17 protein-coding genes are annotated in these 18,519 nt (G+C 67.9%); 13 read left to right on the plus strand and 4 right to left on the minus strand.

All coding sequences use genetic code 11. The features are described 5' to 3' along the window. Positions 1-139 precede the first annotated feature (139 nt). Entirely contained in the window at positions 140-1,750 is a 1,611-nt protein-coding gene (locus QM774_RS13665) for a sigma-54-dependent Fis family transcriptional regulator (RefSeq protein ID WP_414976395.1), read from the minus strand. 115 nt (positions 1,751-1,865) lie between these two features. Beyond that, entirely contained in the window at positions 1,866-3,092 is a 1,227-nt protein-coding gene (locus QM774_RS13670; RefSeq protein ID WP_414976396.1) for a CynX/NimT family MFS transporter, read from the minus strand. 367 nt (positions 3,093-3,459) lie between these two features. Between QM774_RS13670 and rpsL the strand changes: the two genes are divergently transcribed. The 5 genes from rpsL (at position 3,460) to QM774_RS13695 (ending at position 8,785) form a co-directional block, all read left to right on the plus strand. After that, on the plus strand, positions 3,460-3,831 hold the full coding sequence (gene rpsL, locus QM774_RS13675) for a 30S ribosomal protein S12 (protein WP_414976397.1): 372 nt from the start codon (positions 3,460-3,462) through the stop codon (positions 3,829-3,831). 3 nt (positions 3,832-3,834) lie between these two features. Beyond that, positions 3,835-4,305, plus strand: coding sequence for a 30S ribosomal protein S7 (rpsG, locus tag QM774_RS13680; protein WP_414976398.1), 471 nt, complete (start codon positions 3,835-3,837; stop codon positions 4,303-4,305). Between the two features lie 134 nt (positions 4,306-4,439). After that, entirely contained in the window at positions 4,440-6,545 is a 2,106-nt protein-coding gene (fusA, locus tag QM774_RS13685) for an elongation factor G (RefSeq protein WP_414976399.1), read from the plus strand. A gap of 104 nt (positions 6,546-6,649) precedes the next feature. Beyond that, on the plus strand, positions 6,650-7,840 hold the full coding sequence (gene tuf, locus QM774_RS13690; protein ID WP_414976400.1) for an elongation factor Tu: 1,191 nt from the start codon (positions 6,650-6,652) through the stop codon (positions 7,838-7,840). Positions 7,841-8,044: 204 nt separating this feature from the next. Beyond that, positions 8,045-8,785 (plus strand): alpha/beta fold hydrolase, encoded by a 741-nt coding sequence (locus QM774_RS13695; protein ID WP_414976401.1) that lies wholly within the window; start codon positions 8,045-8,047, stop codon positions 8,783-8,785. 90 nt (positions 8,786-8,875) lie between these two features. Here the strand turns inward: QM774_RS13695 and QM774_RS13700 are convergent, their stop codons facing one another. Beyond that, positions 8,876-9,556, minus strand: coding sequence for a hypothetical protein (locus tag QM774_RS13700; protein WP_414976402.1), 681 nt, complete (start codon positions 9,554-9,556; stop codon positions 8,876-8,878). A 96-nt stretch (positions 9,557-9,652) separates the two neighbouring features. On the opposite strand from QM774_RS13700, the gene QM774_RS13705 reads away from it, so the two are divergent. Further along, positions 9,653-10,903, plus strand: a complete 1,251-nt coding sequence (locus QM774_RS13705; protein ID WP_414976403.1) for an arginine deiminase — start codon at positions 9,653-9,655, stop codon at positions 10,901-10,903. Positions 10,904-10,909: 6 nt separating this feature from the next. On the opposite strand, the gene QM774_RS13710 is transcribed toward QM774_RS13705, so the two are convergent. Further along, complete coding sequence (locus QM774_RS13710; protein WP_414976404.1) at positions 10,910-11,833, minus strand: oxygenase MpaB family protein; 924 nt, start codon at positions 11,831-11,833, stop codon at positions 10,910-10,912. Between the two features lie 107 nt (positions 11,834-11,940). On the opposite strand from QM774_RS13710, the gene QM774_RS13715 reads away from it, so the two are divergent. The 7 genes from QM774_RS13715 to QM774_RS13745 all read left to right on the plus strand — a co-directional run bounded on the left by QM774_RS13715 (position 11,941) and on the right by QM774_RS13745 (position 18,509). Continuing rightward, positions 11,941-12,825 carry a hypothetical protein gene (locus tag QM774_RS13715; protein ID WP_414976405.1) on the plus strand — a complete coding sequence of 295 codons (885 nt, stop codon included), beginning with the start codon at positions 11,941-11,943 and terminating at the stop codon, positions 12,823-12,825. Next, positions 12,822-13,763: an esterase/lipase family protein gene (locus QM774_RS13720; RefSeq protein ID WP_414976406.1), complete on the plus strand. Its 942-nt coding sequence runs from the start codon at positions 12,822-12,824 to the stop codon at positions 13,761-13,763. Before QM774_RS13715 ends, QM774_RS13720 begins: the two co-directional genes overlap by 4 nt. Positions 13,764-13,817: 54 nt before the next feature. Then, positions 13,818-14,465: a hypothetical protein gene (locus QM774_RS13725; protein ID WP_414976407.1), complete on the plus strand. Its 648-nt coding sequence runs from the start codon at positions 13,818-13,820 to the stop codon at positions 14,463-14,465. Between the two features lie 77 nt (positions 14,466-14,542). Then, complete coding sequence (locus tag QM774_RS13730) at positions 14,543-15,523, plus strand: o-succinylbenzoate synthase (protein WP_414976666.1); 981 nt, start codon at positions 14,543-14,545, stop codon at positions 15,521-15,523. A gap of 125 nt (positions 15,524-15,648) precedes the next feature. Beyond that, complete coding sequence (locus QM774_RS13735) at positions 15,649-17,025, plus strand: cytochrome P450 (RefSeq protein ID WP_414976408.1); 1,377 nt, start codon at positions 15,649-15,651, stop codon at positions 17,023-17,025. After that, the gene (locus QM774_RS13740) at positions 17,025-17,609 is read left to right on the plus strand and encodes a TetR/AcrR family transcriptional regulator (protein ID WP_414976409.1); all 585 of its coding nucleotides are present in this window, start codon (positions 17,025-17,027) and stop codon (positions 17,607-17,609) included. Before QM774_RS13735 ends, QM774_RS13740 begins: the two co-directional genes overlap by 1 nt. 33 nt (positions 17,610-17,642) lie before the next feature. After that, the gene (locus QM774_RS13745; protein ID WP_414976410.1) at positions 17,643-18,509 is read left to right on the plus strand and encodes an SDR family oxidoreductase; all 867 of its coding nucleotides are present in this window, start codon (positions 17,643-17,645) and stop codon (positions 18,507-18,509) included. The last annotated feature ends 10 nt before the right edge of the window (positions 18,510-18,519 follow it).

Here is an 18,519-nt window from a genome sequence, read left to right on the forward strand (position 1 = left end):
CGCGAGACACATCTACACGCTGGACCGCATCTCGCAGCGCTGCCCGCTCGCGCGTTCCGAGATGTCTTGCAGGCCCACCGGCCGGTTTTCCCCCGAATCGACCGGTGGGCTTGTTCCAATTCGCGGTCGGGGACCGGTGTCACCCGTGGACGCCGAGTGCGCGGATCCGTGAGTACAGCGTGGTCCGGCTGACGCCCAACGCCTCGGCCGCCCGCTTCTTGTTGCCCCGGCACGACGCCAGCGCCTCGATGATCGCCTGACGTTCGGCGCGCTCACGTCCGGACAGTCGGGCCGCCCGGGTCGACGAGCGGTAACGGGGCGGCAGATCGGCGACGCCCACCGAGCGGGCATCGCGGGCCAGCGCCGACGCGACCGCGTCGGTCAGCACCTGGCCGAGCTCGGACAGATTGCCCGGCCACTCCTGACTGGCCAGGGCATCGACCGCCTCGGACGACAGGATCAGGCCCGGCGCCGCTCCGTTCAGGAATCCCTGCGCGACCGCCGCCAGTTCGCCGGACCGTTGGCGGAGCGGGGGGACGTCGATCCGCCGGCGACAGCGCGCGGTGAGGGCGCCGACGCCGGGGCGGGCGTCGTCCGGGCGGCCGGTGATCACGATCAGCGGATCGGTCGACGATCCGGCGGCGGCGGTCAGCAGCGACAGTGCGCGGTCGTCGAGGAGGTCGGCGCCGTCGACGATCAACACCTCGCCGGCGGAACGAGAGGCTCGGAGCTCGGCCGCGACGTCCACCGGCCCGCCGGCCAGCAGTGCGGCCGCCACGTCGAGGATCCGGTGCGGACGCTCGCCGACGACGTCGAGCGCCTGCGTGGTCCGTCCGGAACCCGGCTCACCGGTGATCGCCAGGCTCGCCGCCACCGGTTCGGTCGGGACCGATGCCGCCGCCGTCGTCGGTGCCGGTGCCGGCCGGAGGGCGAAGAGGGCGCCGTGCGCCACCCCCGGAACGCGCTCGACCACCACCTCGGCGGGCAGTCCCGAGGTCAGGGTCATCCGGATCACCGAGTCGTGCGGCTCGTCGGTCAGCATGGCCAGAGTGCCGAGATCGGCATCGCTGAGGAGTCGTGCCGCCTTCGCATTGGTCAGCTGCAGATCGGTGCCCAGCACGGCGACGGCCTCGCCACGTCGCGTCGTCGCCCGCTCGAACGCCGACAGCAGCGCGTGCTGGTCGGCGTGCGAGCGGCGCCGCAGCCGGTCGGTCACGCCGTCGACCAGGCTCCGGACGACCGGTGCCGACAGGGGACTGGCCTGACCGGACACCTCCGTCAGGCAGAGCACCCCGGCCAGCCGGTTGGTCGTCGGGTGGATGATCGGCTGGCCGTAGCAGCTCAGCGACGTGAACTTCTCCAGATAGTGCTCGGCGCTGTGGATGGTCACCGCGCCACGCACCTCGGCCACCGTTCCCAGCCCGCTGGTACCGAGGGTGTCTTCGTCGGTCAGGGCTCCCGGAACCAGGCCGGCGGCATCCAGGGCGCGCGTCAGGCCGCGATCACCACTGACCCGTGCGACCAGGCGGCACTCGTGGTCCACCAGCAGCAGGGCGGTGTCGGTGTCGTTCAGCAGCGACTCGGCGTGCGCGAGCACCGGTGCCGCCGCATCCAGCAGGGGATCGGCTTCGGTGATGTCCGCGATCCGGGGATCGGGGTCGTCCTGCCGGGACAGTCCGGTCATGGCGGTCCGTTGCCAGGAGGCCGCGATGACACGACGCTGCGGCAGGTGATCCACCGGTCCGTTCATCTCGCCCCCTCGTTCGGCGCCCGCTCAGGATTGGAACGATATGGGTCAACTGTCTCACGGAATCGTGACCTGGGGGATCGAGTTGAGCCGAGGGAGCTCAATATCCCCACGGAAGTCAGGCGAGCGTGTGGTCCCGGGCGGCGAGGTCGTCTTCGAGGATCCGGGGACGGCAGATGGCCCACGCGCCCACCAGCATGACGCCGCAGGCGAGCGTGAGGAAGGCGAAGGGTGCGGTCCAGCCACCCGTCGCGTCGTGGAGGATGCCGAACAGCAGCGGGCCCAGGCAGGCCAGCAGATAACCGAGGCCCTGCCCGAAGCCGGACAGCGACGACGACCCCGCGCTCGACCGGCTGCGCAGGTTGATGAGGGTCAGTGCCATCGGGAACTGCGTGACGCCCAGACCGGCGAGCAACGCCCACAGCAGCGGAGCCGACAGCGGAGCCAGCCACAGCCCGGCGATCCCGGCGATCATGCACGCCGCGAACACGACGACGAAGCCGAACGGATTGGCGAACCGCATGCACAGCCACGGGGCGATCACGGTCGCCGCGACCCCGATCCCGGCGAACACGGCGACCGCGTTGCCGCCGAGCGCCTCACTGCCCCCGGCATCGGTCAGCACCTTCGGCAGCCAGGTGAACAGCGAATAGGTCATCAACGACGTCATGCCGAACATCAGTGTCAGGCCCCACGCGATCGGTGACCGCCACACCGGCAGGCGCGGCGGAGTCGGCTCGGCGTCGCCGTCCGACACGTCGGCGCGACGCCGCAGGGCGACGGCGGTCCAGAGCGGCAGCGCGACGATCGGGATGATCGCCCACATCGCCAGCGAGATCCGCCAGCCGTGCGCATCGGCCACCGGAACGGCCAGCGCCGCCGGCACCATGGTGCCCATCTGCACGCACACGATGTATGCGGTGCTGACCGCCGCGATCCGCACCCCGAAGTAGCGCTTCACCAGCGGCGGGATCAGCACGTTGCCCAGACCCATGCCGAACAGGGCCAGCGCGGACAAGACGATCAGCACCCAGGCGTTCGGGGACAGCGCCCGCAGACCGATGCCCAGGGCGGTCGCGACGACCGCACCGAGCGCCGCCGCCTCGAGGCCGAACCGTCGGCCCAGGGCCGGACCGACCAGACCCGCCAGACCGAACATCAGCGTCGCCAGCATGCCGAGGATGCCGATCACCACCGACCCGAAGTCCAGATCGCGCGAGATACGGGTCAGCAACGGCGACATCGAGGTGACCGCGGTGCGCAGCGACAGCGAGAAGACGATGATCGCGGACAGCACCAGTGCACCGGCGCGCGGACGGGACAGGGGAGTGGACACGACGGTCATCGTGGCAGGCGTCTCGACGCAGGCGCCAATCGTTTTCCGCTCCACCGCTCCAGAGGGCTGTCAACGGTTTTGACCTGTCGAAATCCGGCCGGTAGAGTACGTCGCTGGTGTTCAGCGTGGCTGGATGCTGCCTGCTCGACGTCCGGCACGCCGGCCGTGAAGCAGGGGAATCGTGGGAGAGAACGGTGTGTACGACACGCCCGACCTCGGGTGCACGATCTCCCACTGACCAGCATGAACGTGCTGGTGGGGCGAGTTGCGGATTCTGAACTCACCGTGAAGCGGTGAGGGACGCTTGCCCGGAGCACAAACCGCGACGACCAGGAGAAGACCGGCAAGGGGCCGGTCGGAAGAGAGAAAGAACTCAGTGCCGACTATCAATCAGCTGGTCCGTAAGGGCCGTCAGGACAAGACTTCGGTCAAGAAGACCGCAGCGCTGAAGGGCAGCCCTCAGCGCCGTGGCGTGTGCACCCGCGTGTACACCACCACCCCGAAGAAGCCGAACTCCGCTCTGCGAAAGGTCGCCCGTGTGCGCCTGACCAGTGGCGTCGAGGTCACCGCCTACATCCCGGGCGAGGGTCACAACCTCCAGGAGCACTCGATGGTGCTCGTGCGCGGTGGTCGTGTGAAGGACCTCCCCGGTGTTCGTTACCGCATCATCCGCGGCTCGCTCGACACCCAGGGTGTCAAGGACCGCAAGCAGGCCCGCAGCCGCTACGGCGCCAAGAAGGGAAGCTAAGTCATGCCTCGTAAAGGACCCGCTCCCAAGCGCCCCCTCGTCAACGACCCGGTCTACGGTTCGACCCTCGTCACCCAGCTGGTGAACAAGATCCTGCTGGACGGCAAGAAGTCGACCGCCGAGCGCATCGTCTACGGCGCGCTCGAGCAGACCCGTGAGAAGACCGGCACCGATCCGGTCATCACCCTCAAGCGGGCGCTGGACAACGTGAAGCCGACCCTCGAGGTGAAGAGCCGCCGCGTCGGCGGCGCCACCTACCAGGTGCCGGTCGAGGTCAAGCCGGGCCGCGCGAACACCCTCGCGCTCCGCTGGCTGGTGACCTTCTCGCGTCAGCGTCGCGAGAAGACCATGGTCGAGCGCCTGGCCAACGAGCTCCTGGATGCCTCCAACGGCCTGGGCGCGTCGGTCAAGCGTCGCGAAGACACCCACAAGATGGCTGAGGCCAACCGCGCCTTCGCTCACTACCGCTGGTGACCAACCCTGCGAAAGGCCGGCCCGCTGGCTAGCCTTTCGCAGGGCCACCGGCCGCGTCGGCGGAACCGCGAAGACCATCCGGTCGCCGCTCCGCCGCACACCCACAGACTTCAGAATCTCCCGAAGGGAATCCCGTGGCACAGGAAGTGCTGAACGACCTCACCAAGGTCCGCAACATCGGCATCATGGCGCACATCGATGCCGGTAAGACCACCACCACCGAGCGCATCCTGTACTACACGGGTGTCAACTACAAGATCGGTGAGACCCACGACGGTGCGTCGACCACCGACTGGATGGAGCAGGAGAAGGAGCGTGGTATCACCATCACCTCCGCCGCCGTGACCTGCTTCTGGAACGGCAACCAGATCAACGTCATCGACACCCCCGGCCACGTCGACTTCACCGTCGAGGTCGAGCGCGCCCTCCGCGTGCTCGACGGCGCCGTCGCCGTCTTCGACGGCAAGGAAGGCGTCGAGCCCCAGTCCGAGCAGGTCTGGCGCCAGGCCACCAAGTACGACGTCCCCCGCATCTGCTTCGTCAACAAGATGGACAAGATGGGCGCGGACTTCTACTTCACCGTGCAGACGATCATCGATCGCCTGGGCGCCAAGCCGCTGGTGATGCAGCTCCCGATCGGTGCCGAGGATGCCTTCGACGGCGTCGTCGACCTGATCAACATGAACGCCATCACCTGGCGTGGCACCGTCGAGATCGGCGCCGAGCCGACCATCGAAGAGATCCCGGACGATCTCAAGGACAAGGCCGCCGAGTACCGCGAGAAGCTGCTCGAGACCGTCGCGGAGTCCGACGAGGCTCTGATGGAGAAGTACTTCGCCGGTGAAGAGCTCTCGGTCGACGAGATCAAGGGCGCCATCCGCAAGATGACCGTCAACTCGGAGATCTACCCGGTGCTGTGCGGCTCGGCGTTCAAGAACAAGGGCGTTCAGCCCATGCTTGACGCCGTCGTCGACTACCTGCCGAGCCCGCTGGACATCGGCGAGATCGAGGGCCACGCCCCCGGCAACGAAGAAGAGATCATCACGCGCAAGCCGGATGCCTCCGAGCCGTTCTCGGCGCTGGCGTTCAAGATCGCCGCGCACCCGTTCTTCGGCAAGCTCACCTTCGTCCGCGTCTACTCGGGCAAGGTCGATCCGGGCACCCAGGTGCTCAACGCGACCAAGGGCAAGAAGGAGCGCATCGGCAAGCTCTTCCAAATGCACGCCAACAAGGAGATGCCCGTCGATGACGCGGTGGCCGGCCACATCTACGCGATGATCGGCCTCAAGGACACCACCACCGGCGACACCCTCTGCGATCCGGCGCATCCGATCGTCCTGGAGTCCATGACCTTCCCGGACCCGGTCATCAACGTCTCCATCGAGCCGAAGACCAAGGCCGACCAGGAGAAGCTGGGCACCGCGATCCAGAAGCTCGCCGAAGAGGACCCGACCTTCACCGTCAACCTGGACGAGGAGACCGGCCAGACCGTCATCGGCGGCATGGGCGAGCTGCACCTCGACATCCTCGTGGACCGCATGAAGCGCGAGTTCAAGGTCGAGGCGAACGTCGGTAAGCCGCAGGTGGCCTACCGCGAGACCATCCGCAAGGCCGTCGACAAGCACGAGTACACCCACAAGAAGCAGACGGGTGGCTCGGGCCAGTTCGCGAAGGTCATCATCAAGCTCGAGCCGCTGGTGGACGCCGAGGACGGCGCCACCTACGAGTTCGACAACGCCGTCACCGGTGGTCGAGTCCCGCGCGAGTACATCCCTTCGGTGGATGCCGGTGCGCAGGACGCGATGCAATACGGTGTGCTGGCCGGCTACCCGCTGGTCAACCTGAAGGTCACTCTGCTCGACGGTCAGTACCACGACGTCGACTCCTCGGAGATGGCCTTCAAGATCGCCGGCGCTCAGGCCCTCAAGGAGGCCGCGCGCATGGCTCAGCCCGTCATTCTGGAGCCGATCATGGCCGTCGAGGTCACGACTCCGGAGGACTACATGGGCGACGTCATCGGCGACCTGAACTCCCGCCGTGGCCAGATCCAGGCCATGGAGGAGCGCAGTGGTGCGCGAGTCGTGAAGGCTCAGGTGCCGCTGTCGGAGATGTTCGGCTACATCGGAGACCTTCGGTCGAAGACTCAGGGCCGTGCGAACTACTCCATGGTCTTCGATTCGTACGCGGAGGTTCCCGCGAACGTGTCGAAGGAGATCATCGCCAAGGCGACCGGAGAGTAAGCGCTCTCCGGCCCGCTTAAGCGGCCCGCGCTTCGGCGCATAAACTGTAAACACCCAAACCCCTGCCGGGAACGACTCGGCAGCATGAGTCCAGGAGGACACAAGTGGCGAAGGCGAAGTTCGAGCGGACCAAGCCGCACGTGAACATCGGCACCATCGGTCACGTCGACCACGGCAAGACCACCACCACGGCCGCCATCACCAAGGTGCTGGCCGACAAGTACCCGGACCTGAACGAGAGCTTCGCTTTCGATCAGATCGATAAGGCTCCGGAGGAGAAGGCTCGTGGTATCACGATCAACATCTCCCACGTCGAGTACGAGACGGAGAAGCGTCACTACGCTCACGTCGACGCTCCGGGTCACGCCGACTACATCAAGAACATGATCACCGGTGCCGCCCAGATGGACGGCGCGATCCTGGTCGTGGCCGCCACCGACGGCCCGATGCCGCAGACCCGTGAGCACGTGCTGCTCGCGCGCCAGGTCGGCGTTCCGTACATCCTGGTCGCCCTGAACAAGGCCGACATGGTGGACGACGAGGAGATCATGGAGCTCGTCGAGATGGAGGTCCGCGAGCTGCTGGGCGCCCAGGAGTTCGACGAGGACGCTCCGGTCATCCCGATCTCGGCTCTGAAGGCCCTCGAGGGCGACCCCAAGTGGGTCAAGTCCATCGAGGACCTGATGCAGGCTGTGGACGACTCGATCCCGGATCCGGTCCGCGAGACCGACAAGCCGTTCCTGATGCCCGTCGAGGACGTCTTCACCATCACCGGCCGCGGCACCGTCGTGACCGGTCGTGTGGAGCGCGGCCAGATCAACGTCAACGACGAGGTCGAGATCGTCGGTATCCGCGAGGAATCGCAGAAGACGACCGTCACCGGCATCGAGATGTTCCACAAGCTTCTGGACGAGGCTCAGGCAGGCGACAACGCCGGTCTGCTGCTCCGCGGCCTGAAGCGTGAGGACGTCGAGCGCGGCCAGGTCATCGTGAAGCCGGGCACCACGACCCCGCACACCGAGTTCGAGGGCCAGGCGTACATCCTGTCCAAGGACGAGGGCGGCCGTCACACCCCGTTCTTCAACAACTACCGTCCGCAGTTCTACTTCCGCACCACGGACGTGACCGGCGTCGTGACCCTCCCCGAGGGCACCGAGATGGTCATGCCGGGCGACAACACCGAGATGACTGTCAAGCTCATCCAGCCGGTCGCCATGGACGAGGGCCTGCGCTTCGCTATCCGCGAGGGTGGCCGCACCGTTGGTGCCGGCCGCGTCACCAAGATCATCAAGTGATCTAGGTTTCAGCGCTGAAACGGCGCCCACCCTTCGGGGTGGGCGCCGTTTCTGTCTGCGTGACCCTCCCCGCATTTTCGTCCCCCTGCGCCTCCCCTTTTTGTCCCTACTGCCCCGTATAGCGCGCCTCGTTGTCGTGGAGGCGTCGAGCGACGCTATACGGGGGAGTAGGGACAGGGGAGGGGCGGCTCTAGAGTGGTGGTCGTGCGGGTGTTGAGGCGTGAGGGGCGGAATCCGGATCTGGCGGTCCGGGTCCACCGGGCCGATGACCATCTCCCGCCGGTGCTGCTGGTGCACGGCATGGGCGGCGATCACTCCACGTGGCGGACGGTCGCCGGAGCACTGGACGGCCGCACGGTGTTCGCCGTCGACCTGCGTGGCCACGGCGTCAGTCAGCACGCCCGGCAGTACCGGCTCGACGACTTCGCCGACGACCTCGGGTTCGTGCTCGACGGGCTCGGCACGGAGCGGGTGGACGTCGTCGCGCACTCCCTCGGAGCCCATGCGTCGCTGCGGTTCGCGATGGGCGCGCCCGACCGGGTGCGCAGGATGGTTCTCGAGGAACCGCCGCCCATGCCGCGCGACGCCGCCGATGTGGCCGAAGAGATCAGGCCCGCCGCAGACCTGCCGGAACGGCTCCGCGGTCTGCGGGCCCTCGCCGTCAACCCACAGCCGTACCTGCGATTCGATCGGGTGCTGCCCGACGCCGTCAACGCCCAGTTCCGGCAGGCGGACCCCGGATGGTGGGAGGCGCTCGCCGCGGTGGAGTCGCCGACCGTGGTCGTGTCGGGCGGTGAGCGCAGCTTTCTGCCGACGCGCCACCTGCGGAGTCTGGCGGAGGCGCTGCCCCGTGGCGAGTTCACGGTCGTCGACTCCGGGCACAGCGTGCACCGCGATCGGCCTCGCGAGTTCAATGCCGTCGTCGCCGGGCACCTCGCGCCGTGACCCGGTCTCCCCGGCTGAGCGTCCTCGTTGCCGTGTGAGCGTCGAACGACGCTATACGGGACAGGGGGGCGGGGAGACTTCTAGCGACGTCTAGCGGGACCCGTCGATGAACAGCGAGTCGACCACGTAGCGTCCCCGGGCGGCATTGCCCGACCGCAGATGCAGGCCGTCCGGGCTCCACCAACCGGGTGCGGACTCGGGTACGCGTTCCCAGTGGTTGACGTCCAGATTCGGCCACGTCCGGGCCGCCCGGTCGAGTTCCTGCGAGAACTTGCGGATGTTCCGGTCCGAGAACGGACCGGCCGCCAGGCGGCTGCTGCTGGTGATCCAGTCGACCCGATGCTCCGGACCGATCGTGCGCAGCATGGCGTCGATGTCGGCGGCCATCAACCGGCGGTCGCCGTGCGTGAACGCCGCGTCGTTGCCGCCGAGGGCGATCAGGAAGCAGTCGGCGCCGGCCGCCTTGGCCAGTGCCGCGCTCTGCAGGCCGTCGCCGGTCCACCGGTCGGTGCCGCCGCCCGCCTGGCGGATGCTGCGTCCGCCGGACGTGGTCATGTAGTACGGCAGTCCGTGCGCGACGAGCTCGTGCTCAATGGTCAGGCGTGCGCCGATCCGGTAGTCGCTCTTGCTGTCGCCGACCAACCCGACCTTGGTGCACGGGCGGGTGGTGCCGGTCGAGGCGGCGTCGGCGGGGCCGAGGCGCTCGAGTGCCGTGAGCCCGGCGCCGAGCCCGATGAGCGCGATGCCCACCAGTGCGCCGACTCTCTTCACGAAGAGCAAGGGTAACGGAACGGTCACGACGCCGACCAATCGAATGACCTGGGAAGAGACCGGCATCACCCGGGTCGTCGGGGTAGGTTCGGCCCCATGACGTCGAACACCGAGACGGTGCCCGCCCACGGAGTCCGGTCCGAGGTCGGGCGCCTGCGCAAAGTCCTGGTGTGCGAGCCGGGTCTGGCCCACGAGCGGCTGACGCCGTCCAACGCCGCGGACCTGTTGTTCGACGACGTCATGTGGGTGGAGAACGCGAAGAAGGACCACCGCGACTTCGTGGCCAAGCTGCGTGAGCGCGACGTCGAGGTGATCGAGCTGCATCAGCTGCTCGCCGAGACCATGAACGATCCGGCCGCCCGGACCTGGCTGCTGGACCTCAAGATCGTCGCCGACCGCGTCGGTCTCGGTCTGATCGAGCCGACGCGCGCCTACCTGGACGAGTTGGCGCCCGCGGACCTGGCGAGGCTCCTGATCGGCGGCATGTCGACGCGGGACCTGCCCGCCGATTCGCGGCCCGGATACCTGTCGCTGGTCACCGAGTCGGCCGGCGTCAACGAGTACCTGATGCCGCCGCTGCCGAACATGCTGTACACCCGCGACACCACCTGCTGGATCTACGGCGGCGTCACGCTGAATCCGCTGTACTGGCCGGCCCGCCGCGACGAAACCCTCCTCATGAAGGCCGTCTACGACTTCCATCCGGACTTCGCCGGCGCTCACGTGTGGTGGGGCGACCCGGAACGATCGTGGGGTGCGGCAACCCTCGAAGGCGGCGACGTGCAGATCGCCGGCGACGGTGTGGTGCTGATCGGGATGAGCGAGCGCAGCTCGCGGCAGGCGATCTCCCAGGTGGCCGTCGAACTGTTCCGGGCGGGGGCGGCGTCCAGGGTGATCGTGGCCGGCATGCCGCGGCTGCGCGCCGCCATGCATCTGGACACCGTGTTCACCTTCGGCGACCGCGACCTGGTGACCGTGTATCCGAAGATCGTCGACGCCATCGTCGCGTTCACTCTCGTGCCGTCCGACCGGTCGCCCGGCTTCGACGTCATCACACACGACGGCGAACCGTTCACCGAGGTGGTCCGTGCCGCGCTCGGGCTGGACGTCCTGCGCGTGGTGGAGGCCGGCGGCAGCGAATACGACTCCGAACGTCAGCAGTGGGACTCCGGCAACAACCTGGTGGCCGTCGAACCCGGGGTCGTGTTCGCCTACGACCGGAACACGTACACCAATGCCTTGCTCCGGAAGGAGGGCATCGAGGTGATCGAGATCGTCGGCGCCGAACTCGGGCGTGGACGCGGCGGCGGGCACTGCATGACGTGCCCGATCGTCCGGGAACCCTGATCGGCCTCAGGAGTCCCGGCGGTTGTGGAGCCGGCGGGGATCCACCCCCACGCGTGCCCAGCCCTCGTGGGCCCACGGCACGTACAGCGCCGTGAGCGGCAGCCGGTTGAAGACGGGGTTCATCGTCCGCATGAACCGGGCGAACCGATCGAACGAGCGCTGACGGCGGTCGTCCCACTCCAGGTCGCAGACGTCCCTCATCTCCTGCGGCAGGGTGCCGACGATCACCGTCCGGATGAACCGGTTCAGAGGGGCCGACGCGACCTTCCAGACGGGTTCGGGCACACCGTGCGGCCGGGGAAAGCCCTGACGGATGTAGCCGGTCGCGTAGACGATGGTGCGGTTCGGGGTGAACTTGCCGCACATGTCCTTCCAGTACGCGCAGAACTCGTCGTAGGTCTGCGGCTGGCTGCGCGGGCTGACCCCGTACAGCTGATACCAGATCTTGGACTCCTCGAACATCTGCACCTTCTCTTCGTAGGAGAGGCGGCGGATGAACGTGTCGGTGATGTAGATGGCCTGATCGACGAAGGTGGCGTGGGCCCAGTAGAAGAGCTCGGGGTTGAGGGCGTGGTACCGCGATCCGTCGGAGATGGTGCCCTTGATGTCGCGGTGGAAGTCGCGCACCATGCGACCCCACTTGTAGGGATCGTCGGAGTAGATGGTGCGCATCACCGGTGGGCCGGTGCGGCGGGCGCGTCCGAGGAAGTCGGCGAAGATCACCGAATGGTCCTCGACGCCCTTGGCGAGCTGCTCGATGCAGTTCTCGGTGCCCGCGAGCCGCTGGAACCCGAGGATCATCCGGGAGTCCCCGGCGAACTTCCACAGCAGGGAGTCCGCGCCGAGGCGCAGCGGTAGCGAGTCGACGTCGTCGATGATCGACGGTTCCGCTTCGCGGACTCCGTTCTCGAACGAGATCTCGGTGGTCATGGGCACAGCATACGCGAGTTTGAAACATATGACTTGTTATGTTCCAAACTATCGTCCGGCGACGGAACCGCTGGGTGCAGCCGCCGTCCCCGGTCTAGGGTTGTGCCGTGACGTATCCGCAGGGACCGACCCCGCCGCCGTGGCCGGCGGGGCACCGGCAGCAGGCCGCGCCCTACCCGGCTCCGCAGCCCCCGTACGGTGCGCCGGCCGCGTACGGCCGGCCTCCCGTGCCCGCCGGATACACCCCGTACCCGCCGTACGGTGCGCCCGGACTCCCACCGCAGACCGCGGCGACCGTGGCCGATCGCGCGCGCCGCGGCCTCGTGTGGGGAACGGCCGGCATCGCCGGCATGCTCATCGCCCAGTTCATCGGCGACGTCGTCTACGGGGTCGGTCTGACCACCGGCTTCCTCCGCGGCGGCTGGGTACAGCCGGTCGGTCAGGTCTTCGCCCTGATCGCCGTCGTGTGCGTCGCCGTCGCCGCCGTCAAGGCGAGCGAGCCGGCCCGGCGGTCGGCGGTCGCCGGGCTCGGCGTCGCGGGTGTCGTCGTCTACGGGATCTGGGCGGCCGCGCGAATCCTGATGACCGCGGCCTCGGTGTCGTTCATCTTCGAGCACTATCTCCTCATCGCCGAAACCACCTGCACACTCAGCTTCGGCCTCCTCCTGTCCGCCTGGATCGTGGGCCGTCGCCGGTCACTGGTCCCGCTGATCCTGGTGATTCCGGCGATGGCGTCGTTCTGGCTGCTGTTCCACTTCGACGACCTCTCGTTCGGTGAGAAGCCGAACATCGTCGTCTACATCCTCAAGGTCTTCCTGCTGATCGACGTGCCCTACGCCGTGGTCGGTGTCGCGTGGGCGTGGCTGGCCGTCGCGCTCGACCGGATGGTCGGTCCGAAGCAGGGCACACCTCCGGCCGGCGCCGTCCCGGCCGCGCCCGGCTTCCCCCGCGCACCGATGTCGCCGACCGTGCCGATGGGGCCGCGCCCATGATCCGCCGGATCGGTGTGGCGGTCGCGGCGGTCGTCGGCCTGCTGACGGCGATGGCTGCCGCACCCGCGGAGGCTGCACCGCCCCTGCCGGTTCCGTACGACTTCTTCGCCGGTGCCCAGGACGAGATCGCGCATCCCGGCGGCTCACTGCCCGGGTCCAACGATTGGCGGTGCACGCCCAGCGCGGCACACCCGAATCCGGTGGTGCTGGTGCACGGCACCGGCGGTAACCGGCAGACCAACTGGGCCACGATGGTCCCCGCACTGCACAACGCCGGGTATTGCGTCTTCGCGCTGACCTACGGGGCGCTGCCCGACACGTCGTGGCCGGTGAACGCGCTCGGCGGATTCATCGACATGCGGACGAGTGCCGGCCAGCTGAAACGATTCGTCGCCCGCGTGCTCGCGGCGACGGGCGCGCAGAAGGTGGATGTCGTCGGCCACTCCGAGGGCACTCTCATGCCCGACTATTGGGTGAAGTACCTGGGCGGGGCGTCGCAGGTCGACGACTACGTGTCACTCGCCCCGTACTGGAAGGGTCAGGACAGTTCCGGCTGCAACAGTGCGCTCGCATTCATGACGTCCCTCGGCGTCGGTGACGCGTGGCCGTACCCCGAATGCAATCAGGAGCAGTACGGCTCCGAGTTCATGAATCGGATCAACGCCGGGGGCGGACCGTACGCACCGGGCGTCACCTACACGAACGTCATGACCCGGCACGACGGCATCGTCGAGCCGTACACCGACGGTGACGTCCCCGGGCGGCGGACCACCAACATCGTGCTGCAGGACACCTGCGCGGCCGATCGATCCGATCATCTGTCGATCGTGTCGTCGCCGCGATCGGTCGCCGTGGTCCTGGGTGCGCTCGACCCCGCGCACCACCGGAGGGTTCCGTGCGTGCCGGTGGCTCCGGCGCTGGGCGGACTCGTCGGCTGATCCCGGCGCCGGGACCGGCCCCGTACTGTCGCCGAGCGCGATAACCTCCCTGTCATGACTGATTCGCCGGGCTTGCCCGAGCCGACGGAACACCATCCCGACGGTCCCGTCGCCCACGACCCCGCGACGCCCGCCGGCAAGCCGGGACGCCGGCCGATCCGCCGTGAACTGGTCTGGGGTTCCCTCGGTGTCCTCGGCTACACGATCGTCATGCTGATCGGCCTGTTCGACGCGGAACGCGACGCCGCTTCGCACACCGGCATCACCTGGCACGAGGTTCTCAACGGGGTGCTACTGATCGCGGGCATCGCCTGGCTCGCTCTGTGTGCGGTGCTCGCCTCGCATGCCGAGCGTCGGCCCTGGGTGATCCGGATGAGCATCGCCGCGATCGCCGTCGGAGCGGTGTGGGGCATCATGCTGATCGTCGCGAAGGGCCTGAACGCCCCGTTGACGGCGCTCTTCACGTTGCTCGTGAGCATCTGTCTGCTCGCCGCCTGGCTTCTGGCCCGCGGCCGGCCGGCCACCCTGTGGTTCCACGCGGTGGCCGGCGCCCTCGCCATCACTCTGCTCGAGATCGCACTGTTCTACGTATGGATCCCGACCGAGGGCAACCACTGGATCATCGCGCTCAACTACGTCATCTACTGGGTTCCGCCGGTGCTCCTGGGAGCCGCCATCTGCTACGCCCTCGACCGCCGGTGATCGCTCAGTAGGCTGGTCGCATGGTCTATCAGCCTGGCGCCAACAATCCGTTCGCCATCCCGAACAAGACCGGCGAGATGCCGACGTTCATGGTGCGGGCCTCGAAGCCGAAGCTGCCGCCGGTCGACCTCATCCTCGAGAGCGCGGTCGTGGTCGCCCTGCCGATGCGGACTCGATTCCGCGGGATCACCGTCCGCGAAGCCATGCTGTTCCGGGGCCTGTCCGGGTGGGGGGAGTTCTCTCCGTTCGTCGAGTACGACGACGTCGAGGCCTCCCAGTGGCTGGCCGCAGGCATCGAGGCGGCGTGGCAGGGGCCGCCGCCCGCCGTGCGCGACGTGGTTCCGGTCAATGCGACCGTGCCCGCCGTTCGGCCGGAGGAGGTCGCCGAGATCCTCGCCCGGTATCCGGGTTCCACGACCGCCAAGGTGAAGGTCGCCGAACCGGGACAGACCCTCGACGACGACGTGCAGCGGGTGGCCGCGGTCCGGGACCTCATCCCGAACGTGCGCATCGACGCCAACGGCGCGTGGGACGTGCCGACCGCGATCGAGGCGATCGCCGCCATCGGTGACGTCGAATACGTCGAGCAGCCGTGCGCCACCGTCAAAGAGCTCGCCGCCGTGCGACGCGTCGTGGACGTGCCGATCGCCGCCGACGAGTCGATCCGCAAGGCCGACGATCCGCTGCTGGTCGCGAAGGCCGACGCCGCCGACATCGCCGTCCTCAAGGTGGCGCCGCTCGGCGGCATGCGCAAAGTCCTGGCACTCAACTCGTCGCTGAAGATGGACGTCGTCATCTCCAGTGCCCTCGATACGGCGGTGGGCATGTCGTCGTCGATCGCGGCTGCGGCGGCTCTTCCACTGCTCGATCACGCGTGCGGGCTCGGAACCGGGGCTCTGTTCGAGCGGGACGTCGCGCCGTCGTTCAGCGTCCGCCACGGACAGGTGACACCGCGCGTGGTGCAGCCCGATGACGACCTTCCCCTGGCCTCGGAGGAGCGCACCGCCTGGTGGGTCGACCGGTTGCGGCGCTGCCACGCGATCCTCATGGCCCAGTAGTCACAATGTGTGTCGCTCGGACGACATCACCATGGAATGACCTCGAACTATAGAAACAAACGACAGAATCTGTTCCAATAGAGGTGTGCCGCCGATCACAGCGGCGATGAACCTCGGGAGGAACCATGGCCACGCCCCTTCTCGCCCAGCCGTCCGCCGGCAGCGACCTGAAGCCGGTCCCGGTCAGCGAGCGCAACGGTGTGCTCGAGATCCTGGCCATGCGTCGGGACCCGTTCCACTTCGCTTCGGAACGACGTGCCCAGTACGGCGACGTCTTCGCGATGAACGCTCTCGGCATCCGCATGGTGTCGGCCAGCGGCGCCGAAGCGGCCCAGCAGATCCTCATCAACAAAGACCAGGCCTTCGCCAACGCCCCCGCATGGAGCTACTTCATCGGCCCGTTCTTCAACCGTGGCGTCATGCTCCTGGACTTCGACGAGCACAAACATCACCGCCGGATCATGCAGGAGGCCTTCACCCCGAAGATCCTGCGCGGCTACTTCGAGGAGATGCAGCCGGTGATCGCCGACCGGGTCGCGAAGTGGCGCAGCTCCGACCCGGCCCGCTCGCAGGCTCCCGGCGCCGCCGGCAAAGTCAAGATGATGGACCAGCTCAAGCAGCTCACCCTCGACGTCGCCGCCGAGATCTTCCTCGGCGTCGACCTGACACCGGCCGAAGCCGACCGCCTCAACAAGGCGTTCATCGAGACCGTCCGCGCCGGCGTCGCCCTGGTGCGCAAGCCCGTACCTGGCGGCCGCTGGTGGAAGGGCCTGCGTTCGCGCAAGGTGCTCGAAGACTTCTTCTACGAACACATCGCCGCCAAACGCGCCACGGTCACCCCCGACCTGTTCTCGGTCCTCTGCCACGCCGAGGACGAACACGGCAACCGGTTCAGCGACGACGACGTCGTCAACCACATGATCTTCGTGCTGATGGCGGCGCACGACACCTCGACCATCACCCTCACCCAGATGACCTACCGGATGGCCGAGTATCCGGACTGGCAGGAGAAGGCGCGCGCACAGAGCCTGGAACTGCCGGACATGCTCGACTACGACCAGCTCGCCGAACTGACCACCGTCGAGCACATCATGGACGAATCGCTGCGCATGTGTCCGCCCGTGCCGGCCCAGCCGCGCATGGCGATCAAGGACACGCAGGTCCTCGGGCACTTCATTCCCGAAGGCACCATGGTGGTGATCCCGCAGATGTCGAATCACCGGGACAACAAGTACTTCACCAACCCCGACGTCTTCGACCCGGACCGGTTCGCGGCGCCCCGTCAGGAGCAGCGCGGCCACCGGATGGCGTGGATGCCGTTCGGGGGTGGAGTCCACAAGTGCATCGGGTTGTACTTTGGTCAGATGGAGATCAAGACGATCATGCACCACATGCTGCGCGACTTCGAGTGGTCTGTACCGGCCGGCTACCACATGCCGATGGACTACAGCGCACTCCCGGTCCCCAAGGATCGCCTTCCCGTCACCCTGGTGCGCCGCTGATGGCGCGCAAGGCTCGCGTCACCGCGTCCCCGGAGCAGCAGGAACAGGCCATTCTCGACGCGGCGTCGGTCGAGTTCACCGAGAACGGTGTGCGGGCGGCCAACATGGACGCCATCGCGACCGCCGCCGGAGTGAGCCGCTCGACGCTGTACCGCCGTTTCCCCAGCAAGGACAACCTGCTGATCGCGCTGGCGAACGCCACCTTCGAACGCGGGATGGCGCGGCTGGAGACCGCCGTGGACGGCCTGTCGCCGCGCGACGCGGTGGTCGAGGCGTTTGCGCAGGGCGCCGACCTGGTGAACTCCGATCCGCTGCTGCATCGGATGGTTCTGGAGGACTACGAGATCCGCAGCGTCACCGCCACGATGAGCACCCTGTTCATCGACATGGTGACCGCCAGGGTCGCGGCGACCCTGCGGGAGGCGGGCGCCGCCATGCCGGAGAAGGATCTGCTCGACGCCGTCCAGATCCATGTCCGACTGGTCATCTCGTACCTCGAGGTTCCCCTCACCGAGGAGGCCGAGCGCAGCCCCGAAGCGATGCGTGCGTTCGCCGCCAAGTTCCTCGCCCCGATGATCTACTGACCGCGCTCCTCGAGCGTGCCGAAAGGACCCCGGATGCCTCCGTCCTTCTCCCGACGCGACCGCGCCGACCGCCGTCTCGCGCAGCAGCGCGACGCCATCGCCGGGAAGGTGGTCGCGATCACCGGCGCCGCTCGCGGGATCGGTTTCGAGACCGCCACCCAGCTCCTCGCGAACGGGGCCAAGGTCGCCATCGGTGACATCGACGCCGACGCGGTCGGCAAGGCCGCCGCCGACCTCGGGGTGGAGGGCATCGAACTCGACGTCACCGACTCGGCGTCGTTCTCGGCGTTCCTCGACGAGGTGGAGAAGCGGGTCGGTCCGATCGACGTGCTGATCAACAATGCCGGCATCATGCCGGTCGGTGACTTCCTGTCCTACGACGAGGCGCTGATCCGCCGCTGCATCGACATCGATCTGGTCGGCGTCATGCTGGGCAGCTGGGAAGCCGCCCGCCGGATGGTGCCGCGCGGCCACGGGCAGATCGTCAACGTCGCGTCGGTGGCCGGGCGCCTGCCGAATCCGGGTCTGACCATCTACAACGGCGCCAAGGCCGGCGTCATCGAGTTCTCCGAGGCGCTCGACGCCGAACTGTCACCCAAGGGGGTGCGGGTGTCGACGGTGATGCCGACGTTCACGGAGACCGGTCTGATCGACGGCCTGGCCACCAACCGATTCGTGAAGACGATCAAGCCGGAGCAGGTCGCTGCGGGCGTGGTCGGCATCATCGCGGAGCCGCGGGTGCGGGTGGCCGCACCGGGCTGGATGGGATTCGTCGACGCCACCGTCGCCACCCCCGAAGGCTTGAAGCGCTGGCTGCGCAAGGTCACCAAGACCGACACCATCTTCTTGAACCCCGACTCGCAGGCGCGCGCCGACTACAACGCGCGGATCGGCCAGTAACGTCGGGGGA

This window comes from Gordonia sp. (in: high G+C Gram-positive bacteria) (assembly GCF_047600565.1).
Taxonomy (GTDB): domain Bacteria; phylum Actinomycetota; class Actinomycetes; order Mycobacteriales; family Mycobacteriaceae; genus Gordonia.

Bases quoted from the DNA above. Each gene is read 5' to 3' on its own strand.
- QM774_RS13665 (WP_414976395.1), bottom strand. From the start codon at position 1,750: ATGAACGGACCGGTGGATCACCTGCCGCAGCGTCGTGTCATCGCGGCC.
- QM774_RS13670 (WP_414976396.1), bottom strand. From the start codon at position 3,092: ATGACCGTCGTGTCCACTCCCCTGTCCCGTCCGCGCGCCGGTGCACTG.
- rpsG (WP_414976398.1), top strand. From the start codon at position 3,835: ATGCCTCGTAAAGGACCCGCTCCCAAGCGCCCCCTCGTCAACGACCCG.
- QM774_RS13705 (WP_414976403.1), top strand. From the start codon at position 9,653: ATGACGTCGAACACCGAGACGGTGCCCGCCCACGGAGTCCGGTCCGAG.
- QM774_RS13710 (WP_414976404.1), bottom strand. From the start codon at position 11,833: ATGACCACCGAGATCTCGTTCGAGAACGGAGTCCGCGAAGCGGAACCG.
- QM774_RS13720 (WP_414976406.1), top strand. From the start codon at position 12,822: ATGATCCGCCGGATCGGTGTGGCGGTCGCGGCGGTCGTCGGCCTGCTG.
- QM774_RS13725 (WP_414976407.1), top strand. From the start codon at position 13,818: ATGACTGATTCGCCGGGCTTGCCCGAGCCGACGGAACACCATCCCGAC.
- QM774_RS13730 (WP_414976666.1), top strand. From the start codon at position 14,543: ATGCCGACGTTCATGGTGCGGGCCTCGAAGCCGAAGCTGCCGCCGGTC.
- QM774_RS13735 (WP_414976408.1), top strand. From the start codon at position 15,649: ATGGCCACGCCCCTTCTCGCCCAGCCGTCCGCCGGCAGCGACCTGAAG.
- QM774_RS13740 (WP_414976409.1), top strand. From the start codon at position 17,025: ATGGCGCGCAAGGCTCGCGTCACCGCGTCCCCGGAGCAGCAGGAACAG.
- QM774_RS13745 (WP_414976410.1), top strand. From the start codon at position 17,643: ATGCCTCCGTCCTTCTCCCGACGCGACCGCGCCGACCGCCGTCTCGCG.